The sequence below is a fragment of the Kribbella hippodromi genome (assembly GCF_039531045.1).
GTDB classification, from domain to species: domain Bacteria; phylum Actinomycetota; class Actinomycetes; order Propionibacteriales; family Kribbellaceae; genus Kribbella; species Kribbella hippodromi.
In genome coordinates, this window is record NZ_BAAAPH010000007.1 from 202,470 (window position 1) to 221,664 (window position 19,195).

18 protein-coding genes are annotated in these 19,195 nt (G+C 67.0%); 11 read left to right on the forward strand and 7 right to left on the reverse strand.

Annotation, left to right across the window (positions count from 1 at the left end):
* Positions 1 to 6 precede the first annotated feature (6 nt).
* The gene (locus tag ABD260_RS13280) at positions 7 to 837 is read left to right on the forward strand and encodes a carbohydrate ABC transporter permease (protein ID WP_344233763.1); all 831 of its coding nucleotides are present in this window, start codon (positions 7 to 9) and stop codon (positions 835 to 837) included.
* Entirely contained in the window at positions 834 to 2,075 is a 1,242-nt protein-coding gene (locus tag ABD260_RS13285) for a hypothetical protein (RefSeq protein ID WP_344233764.1), read from the forward strand. The genes ABD260_RS13280 and ABD260_RS13285 overlap by 4 nt, the downstream gene beginning before the upstream one ends.
* Positions 2,076 to 2,279: 204 nt before the next feature.
* Here ABD260_RS13285 and ABD260_RS13290 read toward each other — a convergent pair whose 3' ends face one another.
* Positions 2,280 to 2,951 (reverse strand): hypothetical protein, encoded by a 672-nt coding sequence (locus tag ABD260_RS13290; RefSeq protein ID WP_344233765.1) that lies wholly within the window; start codon positions 2,949 to 2,951, stop codon positions 2,280 to 2,282.
* A gap of 122 nt (positions 2,952 to 3,073) precedes the next feature.
* Here ABD260_RS13290 and ABD260_RS13295 point away from each other — a divergent pair, with 122 nt between their 5' ends.
* Entirely contained in the window at positions 3,074 to 4,114 is a 1,041-nt protein-coding gene (locus tag ABD260_RS13295) for a phosphotransferase (RefSeq protein WP_344233766.1), read from the forward strand.
* A gap of 328 nt (positions 4,115 to 4,442) precedes the next feature.
* On the opposite strand, the gene ABD260_RS13300 is transcribed toward ABD260_RS13295, so the two are convergent.
* The gene (locus ABD260_RS13300; RefSeq protein ID WP_344233767.1) at positions 4,443 to 5,381 is read right to left on the reverse strand and encodes a LysR family transcriptional regulator; all 939 of its coding nucleotides are present in this window, start codon (positions 5,379 to 5,381) and stop codon (positions 4,443 to 4,445) included.
* Between the two features lie 82 nt (positions 5,382 to 5,463).
* Here ABD260_RS13300 and ABD260_RS13305 point away from each other — a divergent pair, with 82 nt between their 5' ends.
* The gene (locus ABD260_RS13305; protein WP_344233768.1) at positions 5,464 to 6,333 is read left to right on the forward strand and encodes a DMT family transporter; all 870 of its coding nucleotides are present in this window, start codon (positions 5,464 to 5,466) and stop codon (positions 6,331 to 6,333) included.
* Positions 6,334 to 6,362: 29 nt separating this feature from the next.
* Here ABD260_RS13305 and ABD260_RS13310 read toward each other — a convergent pair whose 3' ends face one another.
* Both ABD260_RS13310 and ABD260_RS13315 read right to left on the reverse strand, forming a co-directional pair.
* A complete protein-coding gene (locus ABD260_RS13310; protein ID WP_344233769.1) occupies positions 6,363 to 8,426 on the reverse strand; it encodes a YhgE/Pip family protein in 2,064 nt (687 codons plus the stop codon).
* Positions 8,423 to 9,127, reverse strand: coding sequence for a P-loop NTPase family protein (locus ABD260_RS13315; RefSeq protein ID WP_344233770.1), 705 nt, complete (start codon positions 9,125 to 9,127; stop codon positions 8,423 to 8,425). Before ABD260_RS13315 ends, ABD260_RS13310 begins: the two co-directional genes overlap by 4 nt.
* Positions 9,128 to 9,183: 56 nt before the next feature.
* Here ABD260_RS13315 and ABD260_RS13320 point away from each other — a divergent pair, with 56 nt between their 5' ends.
* On the forward strand, positions 9,184 to 9,813 hold the full coding sequence (locus ABD260_RS13320) for a TetR/AcrR family transcriptional regulator (protein WP_344233771.1): 630 nt from the start codon (positions 9,184 to 9,186) through the stop codon (positions 9,811 to 9,813).
* Here the strand turns inward: ABD260_RS13320 and ABD260_RS13325 are convergent.
* Together ABD260_RS13325 and ABD260_RS13330 are read right to left on the reverse strand one after the other, a co-directional pair.
* A complete protein-coding gene (locus ABD260_RS13325) occupies positions 9,794 to 11,326 on the reverse strand; it encodes a molybdopterin-dependent oxidoreductase (protein WP_344233772.1) in 1,533 nt (510 codons plus the stop codon). The two genes, ABD260_RS13320 and ABD260_RS13325, sit on opposite strands and share 20 nt — an antisense overlap.
* A gap of 92 nt (positions 11,327 to 11,418) precedes the next feature.
* On the reverse strand, positions 11,419 to 11,970 hold the full coding sequence (locus ABD260_RS13330) for a MarR family winged helix-turn-helix transcriptional regulator (protein ID WP_202887558.1): 552 nt from the start codon (positions 11,968 to 11,970) through the stop codon (positions 11,419 to 11,421).
* A 198-nt stretch (positions 11,971 to 12,168) separates the two neighbouring features.
* Between ABD260_RS13330 and ABD260_RS13335 the strand changes: the two genes are divergently transcribed.
* The 6 genes from ABD260_RS13335 (at position 12,169) to ABD260_RS13360 (ending at position 18,224) form a co-directional block, all read left to right on the forward strand.
* On the forward strand, positions 12,169 to 13,185 hold the full coding sequence (locus ABD260_RS13335) for an ABC transporter ATP-binding protein (RefSeq protein WP_344233773.1): 1,017 nt from the start codon (positions 12,169 to 12,171) through the stop codon (positions 13,183 to 13,185).
* Entirely contained in the window at positions 13,182 to 13,979 is a 798-nt protein-coding gene (locus tag ABD260_RS13340; RefSeq protein WP_344233774.1) for an ABC transporter permease, read from the forward strand. The genes ABD260_RS13335 and ABD260_RS13340 overlap by 4 nt, the downstream gene beginning before the upstream one ends.
* A complete protein-coding gene (locus ABD260_RS13345; protein WP_344233775.1) occupies positions 13,972 to 14,775 on the forward strand; it encodes an ABC transporter permease in 804 nt (267 codons plus the stop codon). Before ABD260_RS13340 ends, ABD260_RS13345 begins: the two co-directional genes overlap by 8 nt.
* 131 nt (positions 14,776 to 14,906) lie before the next feature.
* A complete protein-coding gene (locus ABD260_RS13350; RefSeq protein WP_344233776.1) occupies positions 14,907 to 15,719 on the forward strand; it encodes a DUF8175 domain-containg protein in 813 nt (270 codons plus the stop codon).
* Positions 15,719 to 17,191 carry a hypothetical protein gene (locus tag ABD260_RS13355; protein ID WP_344233777.1) on the forward strand — a complete coding sequence of 491 codons (1,473 nt, stop codon included), beginning with the start codon at positions 15,719 to 15,721 and terminating at the stop codon, positions 17,189 to 17,191. The genes ABD260_RS13350 and ABD260_RS13355 overlap by 1 nt, the downstream gene beginning before the upstream one ends.
* A 241-nt stretch (positions 17,192 to 17,432) precedes the next feature.
* On the forward strand, positions 17,433 to 18,224 hold the full coding sequence (locus ABD260_RS13360; RefSeq protein ID WP_344233778.1) for a metallophosphoesterase family protein: 792 nt from the start codon (positions 17,433 to 17,435) through the stop codon (positions 18,222 to 18,224).
* A gap of 104 nt (positions 18,225 to 18,328) precedes the next feature.
* Here the strand turns inward: ABD260_RS13360 and ABD260_RS13365 are convergent, their stop codons facing one another.
* Positions 18,329 to 18,973: a GNAT family N-acetyltransferase gene (locus ABD260_RS13365; RefSeq protein WP_344233779.1), complete on the reverse strand. Its 645-nt coding sequence runs from the start codon at positions 18,971 to 18,973 to the stop codon at positions 18,329 to 18,331.
* Between the last annotated feature and the right edge of the window lie 222 nt (positions 18,974 to 19,195).

A 19,195-nucleotide genomic window follows, 5' to 3' on the forward strand; every position in this document is an offset into this window, starting at 1 on the left:
CGCTGGATGGTTCGCGGCCGGGTGCTGGGTGGCGTGTCGCAGGGGTTCCTGCTGGTGTGGGGCGCGATGGTGGTGTTCCCGTTGTTGTGGGCGGTGCTCAGCTCGTTCAAGTCCGATCAGGACATCTTCACCAGCCCGTGGAGCCTGCCGACGCGCTGGCGGTGGGACAACTTCTCGCGGGCGTGGAACGAGTCGCACATCGGCACGTACTTCTTCAACAGCGTGGTCGTCGTCCTCGGTGGTGTCGTACTGACGCTGCTGCTGTCGTCGGCGGTCGCGTACGTGCTGGCGCGGTTCGAGTTCCCGGGGTCGCGGGCGCTGTACTACGTGTTCGTCGCGGGGATGGTGTTTCCCGGGTTCCTGGCCTTGGTGCCGCTGTTCTTCGTGGTCCAGAACCTCGGGCTGCTGAACACGTACCTCGGGCTGATCCTGGTGTACGCGGCGCACGGGATGTCGTTCTCGGTGTTCTTCCTGACCGCCTTCTTCCGGACCCAGTCCAAGGAACTGGCTGAGGCGGGACTTGTGGACGGGTGTTCTCATTGGGGTGTGCTCTTTCGCATCATGCTGCCGCTCGCCAGGCCCGGTCTGGTCAGCATCGGCATCTTCCAGTTCCTCGGCATGTGGAACGAATACCTGCTGCCGCTGGTGCTCAACACCGACGAGAAGCGGTACCTGGTCACCCAGGGCCTGGCCAACATCGCGGTCACTCAGGGCTACCACAGCGACTTCTCCGGGCTGTTCGCCGGACTCACCATCTCGATAATTCCGGTCCTGGCCGTATATCTTGGATTCCATCGCCAGATCAGCGCCGGCATGACCGCGGGAGCCCTCAAATGACTGAACTCCTCCTGGCCGCGACCGCCCTCGACGTGACCCCACCGCCCGGCCACCGGCTCGACGGGTACGCCGCCCGCGCCGGCCTGTCCACCGGCACCGCCGACCCGCTCAACGCCACCCTGATCTGGCTGTCGACCGCCGACGATCCGGGCGTACTGTGGCTCACCCTCGACGCGATCGCCGCCGGCCATCAACTGTGCACCGAGCTGGCCGAGGCCGCCGGTGCCGCGGCCGGCATCCCGCCCTCCCACGTCGTCGTCTCCGCCTCACACACCCACTCCGGCCCGTCCGGCTGGACCGGCGAAATCCATCCGGTGATCCCGGCCGAGCGCGAGTCCGACCTGGTCGACTCGTTGATCGGCGCGGTCCGCGCGGCCCGGTTGGAGCGCCGGCCGGTCACTGCGTCGTGGCGTTCGATCGAGGTCATCGGCGTGGGTACCAACCGGCACCGGAAGAACGGCCCGCACGACAACACGGCCGGCATCCTCGCGCTGCATTCACCCTCCGGTTCGCTCGAGGCCGTACTGCTGGACTTCGCTTGTCATCCGACCACGTACGGTCCGGAGAACATGCAGTACTCGGCCGACTGGCCCGGCGCCGCCCGCGCCGCGCTCGCGCCTGCCGTCGTCGGCTTCCTTCAGGGCGCCGCGGGTGACGTCAGTCCGCGGTTCACCCGCCAGGGCCGTGGGGCGGCCGAGGTCACGCGGCTCGGTTCGCTGCTCGCCGGCCGGGTCCGCGAGGCGCTCGCCCAACCGGGCCTCGAGCTCCTACAATCAGCGCCGGCCATCCGCCGTACGACCCTCACCTTGCCGGTCCGCAGCATCCCACCGGCCGACGAATCGGAGAAACTCGTCAGCGCGGTCGAAACCCGCGTCAACGCCACCGACGACCCCTCCAGCCGCATCACCCAAACCCGCCTCGACGGAGCCCGCGGCCAGGCCCTGATGGCCGCCGCCAACCTCCCCCCGGCGCTGGACCTGTCGGTCAGCACAGTCACCTTCGGCGAGGTCTGCTGGATCAACCTCCCGGTAGAACTCTTCGCCGTCCACGGCGCCTGCCTCCAGTCCGACAGCACCCACCCCATCACCCGAGTCATCGGCTACACCGACGGCTACTACGGCTACGTAGTAGACCCCTCAGCAGCCGAAGCCGGCACCTACGAAGCCCTAATAACCTTCTTCGACCAACCCACCACAAACCAACTAATCAAAGAAGCCGCCGACTTCATGAACACCTGACCCACCCCCGCGTACTCCGAGCCTCAGTCAGACCTGAGATCACGGCGACAGCTACCCGGTCATGTGTGAAGAGCAGCACTTGGTGGACATCATTTGAACGTCCTAGTACTGTTTAAGACAGCAAAGACTTCGGCTTCTTGCCTTCGCGGTTCGTGAGCCAGGTTGGCCCTCGGTGTAGCTACGGCAGCCGGGGGTTTGCTGTTTCTAGGGCAGCTGTACGACATGAGTGCAGTTCTCGATGGTCTCGAACATCTCACCGCGCCGGAACACCGACTTCTGCCGGTAGGCGCTGCAGACCAAATCGGGCAGCCACAGCAAGTGCTCCGTACCCGGGGAGACAGCAAGGAAGGGCGCCGTCTCGGTGATCGCCCCGGACCGGATGAGTTGCGTACGGACGGAGCGATCGTAGTTGTTGATCCGCGCCGTCCGGTGTTCCTCGACAACGGTCAGTCCGACGGGCGGGTGACCGCCATGTTCGGCGTTGTGCAGGGCAACGAGGAGTCGTCCGAGAACCGCTCCACGGGCTTGGGTTCCATCAGTTTCCGTCGGCTCGATGGAGACCTTGTCGACGATGACGCAGGTCTCGTCCGGCACACGAAAGGCCTGAAGCAGCTCGCGTGCCTGCTCGCGGCCTTCCCTGGTCCTCAACTGATTGGTCGTGTGCCACCAGCCAGATGGAACGATTGAGTCCAGTTCGTTGCGGAGTGGGTCTCTGTCCTGTTCAAGAACGACGACCGCCGCCATCACATAGAAGCGCCGACGGCCGTCGTTCTCGACGTGGTACGTCTCGTCGAGATATGCGACCGGTTCGGTGCCGGCGCGCTCGTAGTGAACCTTCAGGACGTTGTGTTGCCCTGGTCCAGCGGGCGGTGTCATCTCGTGATCTTCGACGAATCGCCTACTACGCGCAAACTGAACTCCAGGCGGCAGATCTTGCACTTTGTGGGAGCACCACTACCCGTTCTTATGCACGGTGGCATTGCGCGTTACCTTCGTGGGTGAGTGCGTCGACGGCTGGTCTGGAGGGAAGCTTGTACACGCCGGCTGCGGATGAAGTCGCGGATGCGTTTGGGCTGGGTGTGCCTAGTGGTGAGCTTGTGCATGTCAGGCGTGGTGATACCGACACCTGGCGGGTCGACGCGGCGAATGGTAGGTACTTCGTGAAGGGGTACTTTCCGACAACCGGCGGTCAGTTTCAGGGTGAGCGGCTGATTGATCAGCTGGCGGTCGCGATGGAGTTCGAGCGGAAGGCGCTCGACGCGGGGATCGACATGCCGCGCCCGGTCAGGCCGGTGAACCCGCTGCTGGGCTGGGTGACCCGCATCAAGGATCGGCTGTTTCGCGTCCACGGATGGATCGAGCACCAATCGCCGCAGGCCGACGAAGATGTCGCGACCTGGCTCGGTCAGACGATGCTGCGAATCCATCAGCTGCAGCCGCTCGACGGTGTTGGGCTGCCGAGCTGGTGGCGGCATGCGATCCATTCGCCGGCGACGTGGGAAGCCTGGTTCGCCAAAGCCCGCCAGCGCGACGCACCTTGGGCGCAGCTGGGTCACGACATGATCCCGCACCTCCTCGCCGCCACCGAACGCATCTCGCAGCTCATCGACCTCGCCCCGGACGTGGTCACAACGCACGGCGACTTCAAAACCCACAACATCGTCAGGTCGCCCACCGGTCCCGTCCTGGTCGACTGGGACACCGTGCGTACTGACAGCGCAGCCCTCGAAGCCGGCCGGGTCGCGTACATCTTCGGAGCCGGCGAACCGGATCGAATCAAGCGCATCCTCGACGCGTACGCAACAGCCGGCGGCGAACTGACCTGGGCCGGACCGGATCTCTTCTTGAGCGTGATCCGGAACCACATCCAGGTACTCAGCGAGCACGTTCGCGTCGCACTGGACGAGTCACCGGCCGCGCGCTGGATGGGTACGCCGGAAACGATCGAAACCACCATCACCACCAGCCTGCGAACCCTCCCCACCAAGCTCACCCACCTGAACCACCTAACCGCCACCCTCACCCCGCGCCCCTCCTAACCACCACCAAACCGACAGCACGGGGGCTGACCCCTCAGATGGTGGGTTGCCCCCTCGAAATTCCAGGGGGCAACCCACCATCTCAGGGGCCAGCCCCTGAGATGGCACCGCCCGGCCGCGGGCCGATCCCGCGCGGGGCGCTAACCGCGCCACCTAACCGACAGCACGGGGGCTGACCCCTCAGGGGGAGGGTTGCCCCCTCGAAATTCCAGGGGGCAACCCACCATCTCAGGGGCCAGCCCCTGAGATGGCATCGTCCAGCCGCGGGCCGATTCCGCGCGGGGCGCTACCGGTCGCCGCCCGGCACCGGTCGGCGAGAAGGGCGTGCTCAGGGGGCGGTGGTGCGGATGGTGGTGGCGGCTTGGTGGAGGTGGGTGAGGGTGGTTTGGACGGCGCGGCGGGGGGTGTGTTCGGGGCGGTACAGGGCGTCGATGTGGCGGCGGGTGTGGACGCCGCGGAGGGGGCGGAGCGCGACGCGGGGGTGGCGGCGGGCGGTCCAGCGGGGGATGAGGGCGAGCCCGGCGCCAGCGGCGACGAGTTCGGTGACGACGGTGAATTCGTTGACGCGGTGGACCAGGTCCAGGCGGTGGTTCGCGGCCGCGCCGATCGCCTCGATCGTCGCCATCAGCGGGAACCCGTCGTGCACGGTGATCCACGGTTCACGGGCAACATCCCGCGGCGTCAGCATCCGCTTCGAGGCCAACGGATGGCCGACAGGGACAGCGACGTCGAGCGGTTCGCGCAGCAGCGGGGCGACGGCGACCGTACGCGGCCAACCGACGGCATGATCAAGGCGGTGCGCGAGCACGATGTCGTACTCGCGGGTGAGCGCCGGGAACTCGTCCTGCGGCACATCCTCGTCATGCAACCGCAGCCGAGGCCCCGCCTTTTCGCCGGCCAACCGGACTTGAGGACACACGTCCGCCGACCCTGCCTTGAGCAGTAGCGGAAAGAAGGCCGCTGCCGCACTGTGAAAGGCCGCGATCGACACCGAACCGTTGGGCTGGTCAATGAATTCGTCGACCGCATGCCGCGCCCGCGCGAGCGCCAGCTCCACGTCCGCCGCGGCACCAGCCAGCGCCTGACCGGCAGCGGTGAGTACGACCCGCCGCCCGTCGCGTTCGGTCAGCGGCACCGGGATCGACCGCTGCAACAGCCGCAACTGTTGCGAGATCGCCGACGGAGTGACGAAAAGTGCATCGGCCGCCGCCGTCACGCTGCCCAGCTCGCCGACTTCCCGCAGGACCCGAAGCTGCCGTTCGTCCATGAAGCACACTGTAGGCGTACTACAACCTCATTGAAGAACCTCGTTCTTGGCTACAACGTCGTGATCGGTCACCGTTGGACCCGTGCCCGTTTCCCGTCGTATCGACCTTGTCCTGCTGATGGTCGCCATCGTCTGGGGATCGAGCTACCTGGCAGCGAAAACCGCGACCGCCACCCTGCCGGTACTGACGGTCCTGTTCCTCCGCTACGCCATCTCAGCGATCGCGCTGCTGTTCGCGGTCCGCCGCATCACCCGCGCCGAACTCCGGTTCGGGATCGTACTCGGCCTGACCCAAGCCACGGTCCTGGTGATCGAAACGTACGGCGTCACCCACACCAGCGCCGCGAACGCCGGTCTGATCATCAGCCTGACACTCGTCCTCACCCCACTCCTCGACCGCCGTACGCTGCCACCGCGCTTCTATCTCGCCGCCGCGACCTGCGTACTCGCTGTCGGCCTGCTGATGGCCGGCAACGGCCTGCACCGCCCCGGCCTCGGCGATCTGTTGATGCTCGCGGCGGCCGTCGTCCGCGCGGGTCACGTCGCGCTCGTCGGCCGGCTCGCGACCGGTCTCCGGCCGACACCGCTGACTGCAGTCCAGACCCTCGTGGGTACGGCCCTCTTCGCCGCGCCCGCGATCACCCACCTGCCCAGCTTGCACGCCACAACCACGTGGCTCCAGGTGACCTACCTCGCCTTGTTCTGCAGCGTGTTCGCGTTCTTGGCGCAGACCTGGGCCGTGCAGCGTACGTCGGCCAGCCGCGCCAGCCTGCTCCTCGGCACCGAACCGGTCTGGGCCGTTGCCATCGGCATCGGTCTTGGCAACGAGCACCTGACGGTACCGGCGGCGATCGGCGCCGTACTCATGCTGGCCGGAACCACCTGGGGCCAATCCATCGAACGAACCCACCGGGAGTCGACGTCCAAACCGCTGACACCTACCCCCACTTGATCAGCCTTCTGGACACCCCCGGCTTCCGGCTACAGAGCCAGCTCCGGCGCGAGCTTCTTGGCCGGCCAGACGCGTTGCTTGCGGGCCGCGAGCGTCGAGGCGGCGATGGCGACGACGAACCAGGCACCCAGCGCGAGCAGGTCCTTGCCCAGTGATGCGCCGGGCCCGCCGTACATCAGGTGGCGTACGCCGTCGATTGCGTAACTCATCGGGAGTGCGTGATGGAAGAAGTACAACGGTGCCGGGATCGTCTGCCACGGGAACGTACCGCCCGCGCTGACCAGCTGCACCACCATCAGCACCAGGCCGAGGAACTTGCCCACGGCACCGAACCACGCCGACAGCGCATGCAGGATCGCGACAAACGTGAACGAAGTCAGGATCAGGAACCCAACTGTCAGCCACGGATGCGCCGCGTTGATGCCCAGCCCGAGGACAACCGCGACGAATACCAGCGTGGCCTGCACCGCACCGAAGAGGGCCGGAGTCAACCAGCCGCCCAGCGCCACCCGGAACGGCGACTGCAGCGCGGCCAGTGCACGGGGTGACAGCGGACGAACCAGCAAGAACAGCACGTAAGCACCGATCCAACAGGCAAGGCTTAGGAAGAACGGAGCCAGACCGGCGCCGTAGCTGTCGGCAGTAGCCTGCGAGACGTTCTGCAATGTCACCGGCGCACCCAGCGTCTCCGCGACTGCCTTGCGCTGGTCAGCGGTCGGGTTCGGGATCTGCTTCACCCCGTTGGCCAGACCGGTGTTCAACTGGGTCGCACCGTTCTTCAGCTGGGTGACTCCGGTGGAAAGACTGTTCACGCCAGTCAGGAGCTGACCCTGCCCGGTGACCGCCTGCTTCTCGCCGGCAGCCAGCTGCGTCGCACCGGTGTTCAGCGTACCCAGACCGGTCTTCAGCTTCGCCGCACCCGTGTTCAGCTGATGTGCACCGCTGGACGCCGAACTGATCCCGTTCGTCAATGCCGGCGTCGCCTTGGCGAGTGCGGACGCGCCGTCCGACACCTTCCGCGCACCGGTGGCCAGCTGGTTGAGCTGCTTGGACGTCGACTGGATCTTGGTGTTCGCGCGTACGACAGGCGCGCGCAACTTCGCCGTCTCGGTCAGTACGACGTGGATCTGGTGCTGACTCAGCCCCTCCGCCTTCAGCCGAGCCGCGAGTTGCTTGTCGAACGTGCTCAGATCAGAAACCAACGTGCCGGAGGCCGTAGCGACCTGTCGACCGACGCCGGCGATCTTCTCGTTGCCGTCAGCCACCTGGTCAGCGCCGTTGGCCAACTGCTTCGTCTGCCGCGGCAGTGTCGCCGTCTTGTCCTTCAGCGTGGCCAGCCCACTGTCCAGCTGGGACGCACCAGCCGCAAGAGACGAGGCACCTTGAGAGGCCTGCCCAGCTCCGGACGCCAGCTGGGTCGCACCGGCGGACAGCTGCTTCTGTGCAGTGTTGAGCTGCGTCGCGCCAGTCTGCAGCTTCGTCACGCCGGTAGCGGCTGATGTCAGGCCGGTCTGCAGCTGAGCCGCACCAGCCGCTGCAGAGCTCACCTGCTTGTGGATGGTGTTGTAGCCGGCCAGTAGCTGTGAGGCGGCCGTTTCACTGACCTGCGACGCCACCGTCTTCGTCACCTGCGCCACCACCTGGTTGGCGATGGTGTGCGCGATGTAGTTGTTGGCGTCGTTGGTCAGCAGTTCCAGCTCCGCCTGGCGCGGTTTGAAGTCCGCACTGGACGCCAGGTCCGAGGAGAACGTCTTCGGCAAGACCAGTGCGAACTCGTACGTCCCGTCCGACACCCCCGACGTCGCATCCGCACGGTTCACCTGATGCCAGTCGAAGCTCTTCGACTTCACCAGTTCATCAGCGACCTGCGGTCCGACATTGAGCTTCTCGCCGGTCGCCAGCGTCGTACCCGCATCCTCTACGACAACCGCGGTGGGGATCTTGTTCAGTCGGCCGTACGGGTCGTGGTTCGCGTACAAGTACAGGCCGCCGTACAACACCGGGACCAGCAATAGGGCCACCACGGCCAGTTTGGGCAGCCGCCCAGCCGTGAGGCGCCGCAACTCACTCAAGGCCATCCGCAGCGCGGTCACGCCTCTTTCTCCACTTCGTCTTCTTCGTCAATAGGGGTGACAGGCTCAACCGGAGCCACTGGCTCGACCTGGATTGGATCCGGCTGATCTGTTGAGCCCAGCTGAGCCGCTTTGAGGTCGAGCAACCGTGCCGATGCATCAGCACAGGTGATGATCACGCCGTACCCGTCTGCCGCCAGCGAACGCCCCAGCTCGTACCAACCGTGCGGATCGCCACCATGTCGATCCGGCATGGTCAGAATGACCACCTGTACGTCAGGGCGCGCCACCGTCAACTCAGTGAGCAGCCTGGTGCGTACGGCAACCGGCAGGTGCTCGAACCGTTTGTCGGCATGCTCAGCCGCGTCATGTTCGTCCAGCCACTCCAGCACGGCCTTGCGACCCGCCTTACGACCGGCGATCGCCAGCTCTTCACCCACCACGGTTTGCACCGGCAGCGCATCGTCCGGCTCGGTGATACCGGGTGCGTCGACCACTGCGACCCGGCGGCGCAGCGCGGCCAGATCATCCAGTCCGTCGATCCGGACCGACCCGGTGTCGGGCTTGAGCCGCCCGGACAGCGCGAGCGAGGCCGCAACGTGCCCAGCGCCCGGATAGCCGGTCAGCAGCACCAACTGATGGTCCGCGACCAGCAAAGACGTGGCATGCAGCATCGGTGCGTGCGGCCCGCGCACACTGATCCTGACGGCCCTGAGCTCCATCCTGCGTCCCCGTTCAATACGGTTGTGTATTTAATACAGAACTGTATCCTACTCCTATGGAACCGACCAGGCGGCTCGAACCGGCCAAGCGCCGCCGCTCGAACACGCGGGCCCGGCTGCTCGCGGGGGCCCTCGAGGTGTTCGCCGAGCGTGGGTTCCACGGCGCGTCGGTGGAGGACATCTGCGAGCGGGCCGGATTCACCCGCGGCGCCTTCTACTCGAACTTCGGCTCCAAGGACGAGCTGGTCCTGGCGCTCTTCCAGGCCACCACGGACCGCTTGCTGGAGCAGATCGAGGCGCTGCTCCCAGACCTGGCCAGCCAGCCCGGCACGCTGCTCGACGCCGTCCTGAGCCTGCTCGACGAGACCGCGCCGGACCAGCGGCAGTGGCACCTGATCTCCGCCGAGTTCACCCTGCACGCGCTCCGCGACCCGGACGCGGCCGAGGCGCTGAACAAGCAGCGCACGATGTTCCGCGAGAGTCTGACCAGATTGGTCGAGCAGATCACCGAGACCAGCGGGACCACGCTGACCGTTCCGGCGGAGCAGTTCGTCCGGATGGTGATCGCCGTCCACGAAGGAGCCCGGTCGCAGAGCCTGCTCGAGCCGGGCGAGGTTCCGGCCGGCTCGCTGGAGCACACGTTCCTGCCGATGGTGCTGGAAGCGGTCAGCCGACCTTCACGCTGACGGTGTGCAGGCCGGTCGCGCCGTTGGGGGCGGGCGGCGCCGACGACTCCACCTGTGCATTGCCCTTGTCGTCGAACGCGCGCACCTGCAGTACATGCGTACCCTGCGACGCCTGCCAGGTCCAATGCCACTGCCGCCAGGTTTCTATCGACGCATCCGCCGCGAGCGTCGCCTGTTGCCAAGGGCCACCATCAACGCGTACCTCGACCTTGGACACGCCGACGTTCTGGTCCCAGGACACGCCGGCGACCGTCACCGGGCCCGGGGCGACCTTCTTGCCTCCCGGTACGTCGATCCGCGACGACAGCTTGATCGGACCGAGCTCCGACCAGCCGCGCGGCGTCCAGTACCCCTGGAACTGGTCGAACCGTGTCACCTCGATGTCCACCAGCCACTTCGTCGCGGACACGTACCCATACAAGCCGGGTACGACGATCCGTACCGGGAAGCCGTGCTCCACCGGCAGCGGCTGCCCGTTCATCGCGTACGCGAGCATCGCCTGCCGATCGTCGAGCAGCGTCGGCAGCGGCGTACCCGCGGTGAAACCGTCCTTCGAGGTCGACTGGATCGCGTCCGCGTTCTTCGACGGACCGACCTCCTGGAGCAGGTCCTTCAGGAGTACGCCGGACCACAACGCGTTGCCGATCAGATTGCCGCCGACCTCATTGCTGACACAAGTGAGCGTCACCCACTTGTGGACAACTTGGCGTTTGAGCAGATCGTCGAAGGTCAGCTCGAGCTCGCGATCGACCATCCCGTGGATGCGCAGCTTCCAGTCCGACGGCACGATCTGTGGCACCGTGAGCGCGGTGTCGATCCGGTAGAAGTCCGCGTTCGCCGTCGCCCACGGGACCGCACCGTCGGCCTGCACACCGGCCGGCGGGGCGAGGCTCGGCGGTTGCGGCAGCCGGAGGGCTGCCCGCGCGTCGGCGACCGCGGCGCGGCTCCCGTTCGCGACCCGGCCGAGCAGACCGACCGCGGCGCTGCCGAGCGCGACCCCGGCCGAGAGCTGCAGGAACCCACGGCGACTGACACCGTCGTCCGGGGTATCGACCAGCGGCTCCAGCCGACGACTGAACAGGCGCAGCACGAGTAGCGCGGTCGCCCCGGCGAGCAAGGACGGCAGGAATCCGGTCTGCCCGGAGTCCGCACGGGTGATTGCCGCGGCGACGGCCACAGCGGTGAGGGCGACCGTGATCAGAGCACCGGCCCAGTACCGCCGTACGGCCAGGATGCCGCCGACTGCCGCGAGGACGCCGACAACGAGCAGGATGCCGGCCCGGAGCGCGGTCTTGTCGTGCGTACCGAACCAGGAAATCGCCAGGTCCTTCAGCCACGGCGGCACCCGGTCGATGAAGGCCGAGCCGATCGCCACCACCGGCGTCTGCGTCGTACCCAGGAATCCGGCCACGACACTGCCGACCGCGAGCCCGGCCAGCGCCGCGAGGACACCGCCGACGGCGCCGCGCCACTTGGTTCCACCAGGGGCCTTCGGATCGGCTTGTTGCTTCACTTCTCAACAATTGCGCGACAGGGCGCCCAGCACCAGCCGGGCGCCCCATCCGTTAGTCACGGGTAATGCGAGATGGTTGTCGGGCTCGTCGGTCAGATCCGGTCGGGCGTGATCGGCCCCAATCCCGGCCGGCCGTTCGGCCAGCGGCGGGCGTTGTCCCGGACCCGTCGGAGCCTGCCGAGGACGGCGTCGCGGTCGTCCGCCAACTGGGACATCCAGAGGCTGTCGATCTCGAGCAGGTGGTCCGGCAACGCTTCGCGGAGCCGGCGCTTTCCCTCCTCGGTCAGGACGGCGAACGAGCCGCGGGCATCGTCAGGGCAGGGCTCCCGGCGAACCAGGCCGAGGTTCTCGGCGCGGTCGACCAGCCGGGTGATGCCGCCAGTGGTGACGGTCAGCTCCCGGGCGAGCGAGGTGAGACGCTGCTTCTCCCCGTGGCTGCGGGCAAGCCGCAGCAACAGTTCGAACATTGCCATTTGCAGTCCACTGCGCTTCAGAGAATGGCGCATCAGGTGATCCAGCTCGGCTGCTGCTTCTCGCAGCAGGCCGTAGGCCGTCAGCACGTCGCTTTCCCAGGGTTCGGCGGCGCGAGTGGGTTCTGCATCGGCGAGCGCTAGGGGCGAGCAAAGCGAAGGCGCGATGGTCATGCGCGGACTCTATTAGCTGACTAGGTCACTTCGCTACACGGGGTGACCTTTCGGCTACAGATCGACCCAGAACCGCAAGGAAGTCTGAGCCTAGCGGACCCGGTCCGGGCGATCCGGTCTAGTACGGTCAGAATTTGACCTGCGGGCCGGCCGGAACGGTGGCACGATGACTGTTCGCGCTCGCTGGGGAGGGTACGCATGGCGGTGATCGAGGCGGCCGATCTGGTCAAGGAGTTCAGCCGGCCGGCGGTGCTCCCCGGGCGGTTGCCGCGGCTCCGCGGCCTGTTCAGCACCAAACGCGACATCACCCGCGCGGTCAGCGGCGTGAACTTCCAGGTCGAGCCGGGCGAGCTGGTCGGGTACCTCGGGCCGAACGGCGCGGGGAAATCGACCACGATCAAGATGCTGACCGGCATCCTCACGCCGACGTCCGGGGTGTGCCGGGTGGCCGGGCTGGAGCCGTCCCGGGACCGGGCGCGGAACGCCCGCAACATCGGCGTGGTCTTCGGCCAGCGCACCCAGCTCTGGTACGACCTGCCGCTGCGTGATTCGTTCGAGGTGCTCGGAGATCTCTACAACCTCGACCGGACGACGTACCGCGACCGCGTCGGTCTGTTCACCGAGCTGCTCGACCTGTCGGACTTTCTCGACACACCGGTCCGCTCGTTGTCACTTGGCCAGCGGATGCGGGGCGATCTGGTCGCGGCGATGCTGCATGCGCCGTCGATCCTGTTCCTGGATGAGCCGACCGTTGGTCTGGACGTGGTCGCGAAGGCCCGGCTGACCGAGTTCATCGCCGAAACGAACCGTACGTCGGGGACCACGGTCGTCCTGACCACGCACGACATGGAGGACGTCGAGCGGTTGTGCCAGCGGATCATCGTGATCGACTCCGGCACGGTGCTGTACGACGGTGACCTGGCGAAACTCAAAGAACGTTTCATGCCGTACCGGTTCCTTGTCCTCACTCTTGCTGAGCGAAGTGTTCCTCAGCTTGTGGAGATCCCGTTCGCCACCGAGGTTGATGCGGCGGAGGCCGGTGCGATGGTGGCGTACCCGGACCGTACTGTCGTACTGCGTTTCGACCCGCGGGAGATCGCTACCCCGGCGTTGATCGCGCAGGCGTCGCAGGTGTACCAGGTTGACGAGCTGTCGATAGTGGACCCGCGGCTGACCGATGTGATCGCGCAGCTGTACGACGGCGTACTCACATGAGTGCAGTGCGTGCCTTCCGGGGCATGACGCGCGCGGGTACGCGGTCCGTACTGATCTATCGCGGTGATCTGGTCACTGGTGCGATCACGCTGATCATCCAGGTCGTGCTGGCGATCGCGGTCTGGCGCATTGTGTACGCGGGACGTGCTCCGGTGAACGGGGTGGACGGCACCACGGCGGTGTCGTACGCGGCGATCGCGGCGTGCTTGCAGGCGGTGCTGCTGCCCTGGCAGTTCTCGTCGTTGCCGGAGCGGATCCGGAACGGTCAGATCGCGACTGACCTGACCAGGCCGCTCGGTCTGATGTGGCAGGTGCTCGGGCAGAACCTCGGTGTCCTGGTCGGGCGGTTGCCGCTTGGTGTGGTCGGGCTGGTGGCTGCGGCCTTGCTGGGAGCGCTGACCGGACCACCAGGCCTTGGTGCATTGGTGCTGACTGCAGTGGCGACCGTGGGCGGTGTGGCGGTGGCGATGCTGTGCAACCTGATCGTGTCGATGGTGACGTTCTGGACGTTCGAGGTCAGCGGTCCGCTGATCGTGTACCGGTTCGGCAGCGCGTTCTTGTCCGGGTCGCTGATCCCGCTGTGGTTCATGCCGGGGTGGCTGCGGTCGTCTGTTGAATGGCTGCCGTTCCAGGCGCAGGTGTACACGCCGGTGTCGATCTACCTCGGTCAGACACGTGGTGGTGAAGCGCTGGCGCTGGTGTGCGTCCAGCTGGCATGGGTGGTCGTGCTGACGCTGCTGCTCGAGCTGATCTGGCGCCGCGCTCGTCACAAGGTGGTGGTGCAAGGTGGCTGAGCTGATGCGCCAGTACGTGGTCCTCCAACGCGCTGCATTGCGAGCCCAGCTGCAGTACCGGGTGAACTTCTGGACCACGCTGATGGGCGGCGTCGCGTACCAGGGGACGCAACTGCTCTTCCTGGGCGTGCTGCTCGGGAAGTTCGGTCTGATCGCCGGGTGGGGGTTTCGCGAGGTCGCATTCGTGTTCGCGATGCGGCTCGCGTCGCACGCGCTGTACGTCGTACCGTTCGGGTCCTTGCGGTTGACGGATCTGATCGTGCGGGACGGTGACTTCGACCGCGTACTGCTGCGGCCGGTGAATCCGTTCTTGCAGCTGATCACACGGCAGTTTCCGTTGATGTCGATCGGCGATGCGTTGCTGGGGTTCGGGGCGCTGATCGTGTTCGGGATGCAGGCGCCGGTTGACTGGAGCCTGGCGAAGGTCGGGTATCTGGTGCTCGCGGTGATCGGTGGTGGGCTGGTCGAGACCGGGATTCAGACGTTCTTCTGCGGGCTGTCGTTCGTTGCCGCGTCGACGTTCTCGCTGCGGATCTTCGCGGACAACTCGATCACGCAGTTCTCCGGGTACCCGCTGACGATGTTCGGGCGCGGGGTGTTCTACGGGTTCTGCAATGTGTTTCCGATGGCGTTCATCTCCTTTCTCCCGGCAACCGTCCTGCTGAACCGCACCTCCGACGTCCCGCTCCCCAGCTGGCTTATCGCCGCCTCGCCCCTCGCCGGCATCCTGATCCTCCTGCTCGGCTACACCTTCTTCACCAAGATGATGCCGAGATACGCGAGCCCAGGAAGCTAGCGCTCAGCCTCCTGCTCCCGCGCCTGAACCGTGGCGCCCCGCTCCGGGCCTGTGGATAACTTCCGCGGCGGTCCGGCGATTTTTGCCACCCTTGATCCACACGGTTTTCCGCCTTGGATCGGGGAGTTCAGATGAGCGGCACCAACGAGCAGCAGTCACCGTTCGGCCGCGGTTTCCTCGCGGCCTGCATCGTCGTCGGTGCCGTCATCCTGTGCGCCGCGACTCTGCTGATAGCCAACCTGACCTCCGCCGAACCAACCGCCGTGGAAACCACCCCAGCGACGCCTGCAGACCCTGTGACGCCTGCAGACCCTGTGACGCCCGTGGCCGCCGCGACGCCCGTGGACCCCGCGACGCCTGTGGACCCCGCGGCGTCCACCGGTTCCGCGCAGTCCCGTCAACCGTCTGCTGGCTGCCACCTCCCGGGCGGCGATCAATCGATCCCTTCCAAGGCCCCGATCCCGGACAGCTGGGAGGTGAGCCGGCGAATCGTCGTCCCCCGCTCCACCACCTACGGCCCGGCCGGCACCGACTCGGACGGCTTCCGCAGGTGCTTCGCCCACTCCCCGACCGGCGCCGTGTACGCCGCCTACAGCGCGTACGCCGCGATCGCCGACCAATCCGTCATCGTCAGCACCGCCCGCAAACTCATGCTCCCCGGGCCGGCCACCGATGCCCTGATCCGCAAAGTACAAGCGCAGTCGTCCACCAGCGGGTACACGACTCCGCAACTCGGCGGCTACCGCATCATCGACGCCGGCCCGGATCGCGTCACTCTGATGCTCGCGATGCCGGTCGAGTCCGCGTACATGAGCCTGAACTTCACGCTCGTCTGGCACGACAATGATTGGCGCCTCCAACCACCATCGGGCGACGAGCCGGTCGGCGCCCCGTACGCCCAGCACCGTGACCTGTCCGGCTTCGTCACCTGGAGCGGTGTCTGATGTGCGGCCCACTCGAGGTCAGTTGCCAGGTCAAGGAGGGTTTCCAGGCGGTCGCGGTGAACGTACTGGACCAGCTCCGGCAGGAAACCACCCACGCCGCGCTGAACACGCTGCAGTCAGCCAGCTTCTGGATTCGCCCCGACACCACCCGCCTGGCCGAGGAGCACGGCAACACCTGGACCAACAACCCGGCGATCGAGTTCATGCACAGCGGTCTGCTGCCGGTGACGGCCGGGGTGTTCACGGTCGCGGTGATCATCGCCGGCATCCGGATCGCCTGGGAGCAACGCGCGCAACCGGCCCAAGAACTGCTGAAGGCGATGCTCACCTTCGTCGTGGTCGCCGGGGCCGGAACAGCGACGATGCAGTTGCTGGCGGAGTGGTCGGACCAGTTCGCGGTCTCGATCATCCACAAAGCCGCCAAGGATCTCTCGCTGGCCGCCGCTTTCGGTGGTCCGGTCTCGGCCGACGGCAAAGTCACGGACCTGGTCGCGGACACCATGCCGAACCTGCTCGCGATGGCGATCGGCGTCTCCGTCATCATCGCGTCCCTGGTCCAGCTGGTCCTGATGCTGATCCGCTCCGCGATGCTCGTACTCCTCGCCGGCGCCTTCCCCCTCGCCGCCGCCGCAACCAACACCGAAATCGGCCGAAACTGGCTGAAGAAGTTCTGCGGCTGGTCGTTGGCCTTCATCGCGTACAAGCCCGCCGCCGCCCTCGTCTACGCAGCCGCGATCATGATGTCCAAGAGCGCCCCCGGCAGCACCGACGCCGTCATGCAGGCGATGACCGGCATGATGATGCTCTTACTCTCGATCTTCGCCCTCCCCGCCCTGCTCCGCTTCATGGTCCCCTTAACCGCCGCCGCGGCAGGCGGCAACTCAGCCATGGGCACCGCCGCCGCCGACCCCGGCGGCCTAGCCACCGGCGCCCTAAACATCGCCACCTCCCGCCTAGGCGCCACCTCCCGAGCCAGCTCACCCCTAGCCTCACCCCACTCCACCGGCCCCTCCGGCGCCTCCCTAGGCACCCCCTCCCACTCCACCGGCGCCTCCACCGCCCCACCCTCCGCCGCAGGCTCCACCGGCCCCACCCACACCGGCCCCACCACCTCGGCCTCACCCTCAACCGGCCCACCCAACTCCAGCTCCGCTTCAACCGGCTCCGCTTCAACCGGACCACCCACCTCTGGCGCAGGTTCAGCTGGCTCGGCCGGCTCGGGTTCGACTGGTTCAGCTCACTCCGGTTCAGGCTTCGGCGGTTCAGCAGGCGGTGGCGGCGCATCGGGCGCCGCCTCCAGCGCCGCCGCCCTGGGCCTAGCCGCCACCCGCAAAACCGCCGGCGGCCTAGCCGGCGCAGCCGCCCACTCAGCCGGCGAACCATCCGGCGGCGCCACCACCCCACCCACCGCCGGCCCCATGTCCCACCGCCCCCGCCCCCACACCCCCACCGGCCCCTCCGGCAACTGGTGACCCCACCACCCCACCGTCAACGACCGGCCTCTCCCACAACCGTCAGCCCACCTCCAAACCCGCCCCTCCACACCCGCCCGGCCAACCCGCCCGGCCGAACCCGCTCGCCCGCCGGCTTCGGTCGACTCAGCCTCACAGGTCCGCGGGGGTTGACCCCCGAACGGTGGGGTTGCCCCCTCAGATTCTCAGGGGGCAACCCCACACCTGAAGAGCCAACCCAACCGGATGAAAGGCTGGGCGCATGGATCGGATCGCGCTCATCTCCGACGTGCACGGGAACCTGACCGCGCTGGAGGCGGTGCTGGACGACATCGCCGCCCGGGGAATCCAGCGGATCTTCAACCTCGGCGACTACGTCGGCAAAGGCCCGCGCGGCCGGGCGGTTGTGGATAAGTGCCGCGAGGTCTGCGAAGTAAACCTCCTAGGCAACTGGGACGACTCCCTGCCCGACCCGAACCGCACCGACGACCGCGAGGCCCTGCGCTGGTGGAAGAACGAGCTGCGCGAGGAGCAGTGGACCTGGCTGCGCGCCCTCCCCTTCGCACACGATTTCCGGATGAGCGGCCACAACGTACGCCTGTTCCACGCCTCGTCGACGGACGTCCATCGCCGCATCCTCTACGACCACGACGAAGCCGAGTTCTCGAGCTTCTTCGACAACACCCCCGCGACCGGCGACGGCCCCGTACCCACAGTCGTCGGGTACGCCGACACCCACGACCCGTTCTACGAGTCCGACCGCGGCCGAACCCTGTTCAACACCGGCTCAGTCGGCAACAGCCTGGGCGATCCGACTCCCGTGTACGTGATCCTCGAAGGCGTGATGGACTCGACGGAGCCGGCGCCCTTCTCGATCCAGTTCGTCCGGGTGCCGTACGACGCGCACGCCGAACTGGCCGTCGCGCGCGAACTAGCGATGCCGGAGTGCGACGGATACGAGTCGGAGCTCATCCACGGCCTGTACCGGACGAACCTCTACACCGGCATCCCCCGCGCCTACCACGGCCGCCGCACCCCAACCATTCCAAGCTGAAACCATCCACTGTCCCCAGGTTTATCCACAGCTGTGAATTGGGGGCTGTCAGCAACTATCCAACACCTGTTCAACTCCCAGCCCCCTGACCAGCCGCCTCCCAGTCACTTGACCAGGAGCGCCTCGGACCCGACCGGCTGGTACCCGGCGGCGAGGAACGTCCGCAGCGACGCCGCATTCCCCGGCGTGATCTGCGCCCAGACCGACGCCCCCGCTGGGATCAACGCACGCGCCGCGCGGGCCAACCGCCGTCCGTGCCCGCGACCCCACACCTCGTCCGGCAACTCGATCGCGCACTCCAGCCGCCCGGCGACTCCACGTCCGGTGACCACAACCCCGCCGTGTACGTCGCCGTACGCCTGCACGTCATCGCGATAGTCGAGCGCCCGCCGCACCCGCGGATGATCGAGATCCGTCAGCCGAGTCAGCCCCTCCACCGCGCCCGCGCGTTCGTCCGGGTCGGTGACCGCCGGCGCCAGCAGCATCGCGTCGTTCGAGCTCACCCGTTTCCCGGTCGCCTCGGCGAGCGCACTCAGGAACGGCGGGTTGGTCGGCGCGGCCAGATCATCCACAGGCACCCGCGCGGCCACCCACTCCGGCGTCACGTCAGCCGCCACCACGATGTGCCCGGTGAACGCCACCACCGCCGACTCCCGCTCAGAAGGCGCCGGCACCACGCTGACCCCAAGATCCACAACCGGAAAAACCCCATGCTCAACCGCACCAAAGATGTCCCCAAGAGTCGTCACCCACCCATTCTCACGGACCCACCCGTCGCGCCGCCTCAACCACCTGATCAAGCAGCCGGCGGCCCGCATTACGACAGGTAGTGCACCACCGAGACGGTGTACACAAAGCCAAACCCACGCTCAGGTGCACTAGTACCTGACCGACACGTCCTGTCCTTACGACCAGAAGCCGCGGATCGGCTCAGCCACGGTTGAGCGTCTATTTGGTCCGGCGCAGGTAGT

Coding starts and splice junctions, on each gene's coding strand:
- ABD260_RS13285 (WP_344233764.1), top strand. CDS start 834: ATGACTGAACTCCTCCTGGCCGCGACCGCCCTCGACGTGACCCCACCG.
- ABD260_RS13330 (WP_202887558.1), bottom strand. CDS start 11,970: ATGACCATCGCGCCTTCGCTTTGCTCGCCCCTAGCGCTCGCCGATGCA.
- ABD260_RS13300 (WP_344233767.1), bottom strand. CDS start 5,381: ATGGACGAACGGCAGCTTCGGGTCCTGCGGGAAGTCGGCGAGCTGGGC.
- ABD260_RS13280 (WP_344233763.1), top strand. CDS start 7: ATGGTTCGCGGCCGGGTGCTGGGTGGCGTGTCGCAGGGGTTCCTGCTG.
- ABD260_RS13320 (WP_344233771.1), top strand. CDS start 9,184: ATGGAACCGACCAGGCGGCTCGAACCGGCCAAGCGCCGCCGCTCGAAC.
- ABD260_RS13355 (WP_344233777.1), top strand. CDS start 15,719: ATGTGCGGCCCACTCGAGGTCAGTTGCCAGGTCAAGGAGGGTTTCCAG.
- ABD260_RS13360 (WP_344233778.1), top strand. CDS start 17,433: ATGGATCGGATCGCGCTCATCTCCGACGTGCACGGGAACCTGACCGCG.
- ABD260_RS13340 (WP_344233774.1), top strand. CDS start 13,182: ATGAGTGCAGTGCGTGCCTTCCGGGGCATGACGCGCGCGGGTACGCGG.
- ABD260_RS13315 (WP_344233770.1), bottom strand. CDS start 9,127: ATGGAGCTCAGGGCCGTCAGGATCAGTGTGCGCGGGCCGCACGCACCG.
- ABD260_RS13335 (WP_344233773.1), top strand. CDS start 12,169: ATGGCGGTGATCGAGGCGGCCGATCTGGTCAAGGAGTTCAGCCGGCCG.
- ABD260_RS13290 (WP_344233765.1), bottom strand. CDS start 2,951: ATGACACCGCCCGCTGGACCAGGGCAACACAACGTCCTGAAGGTTCAC.
- ABD260_RS13350 (WP_344233776.1), top strand. CDS start 14,907: ATGAGCGGCACCAACGAGCAGCAGTCACCGTTCGGCCGCGGTTTCCTC.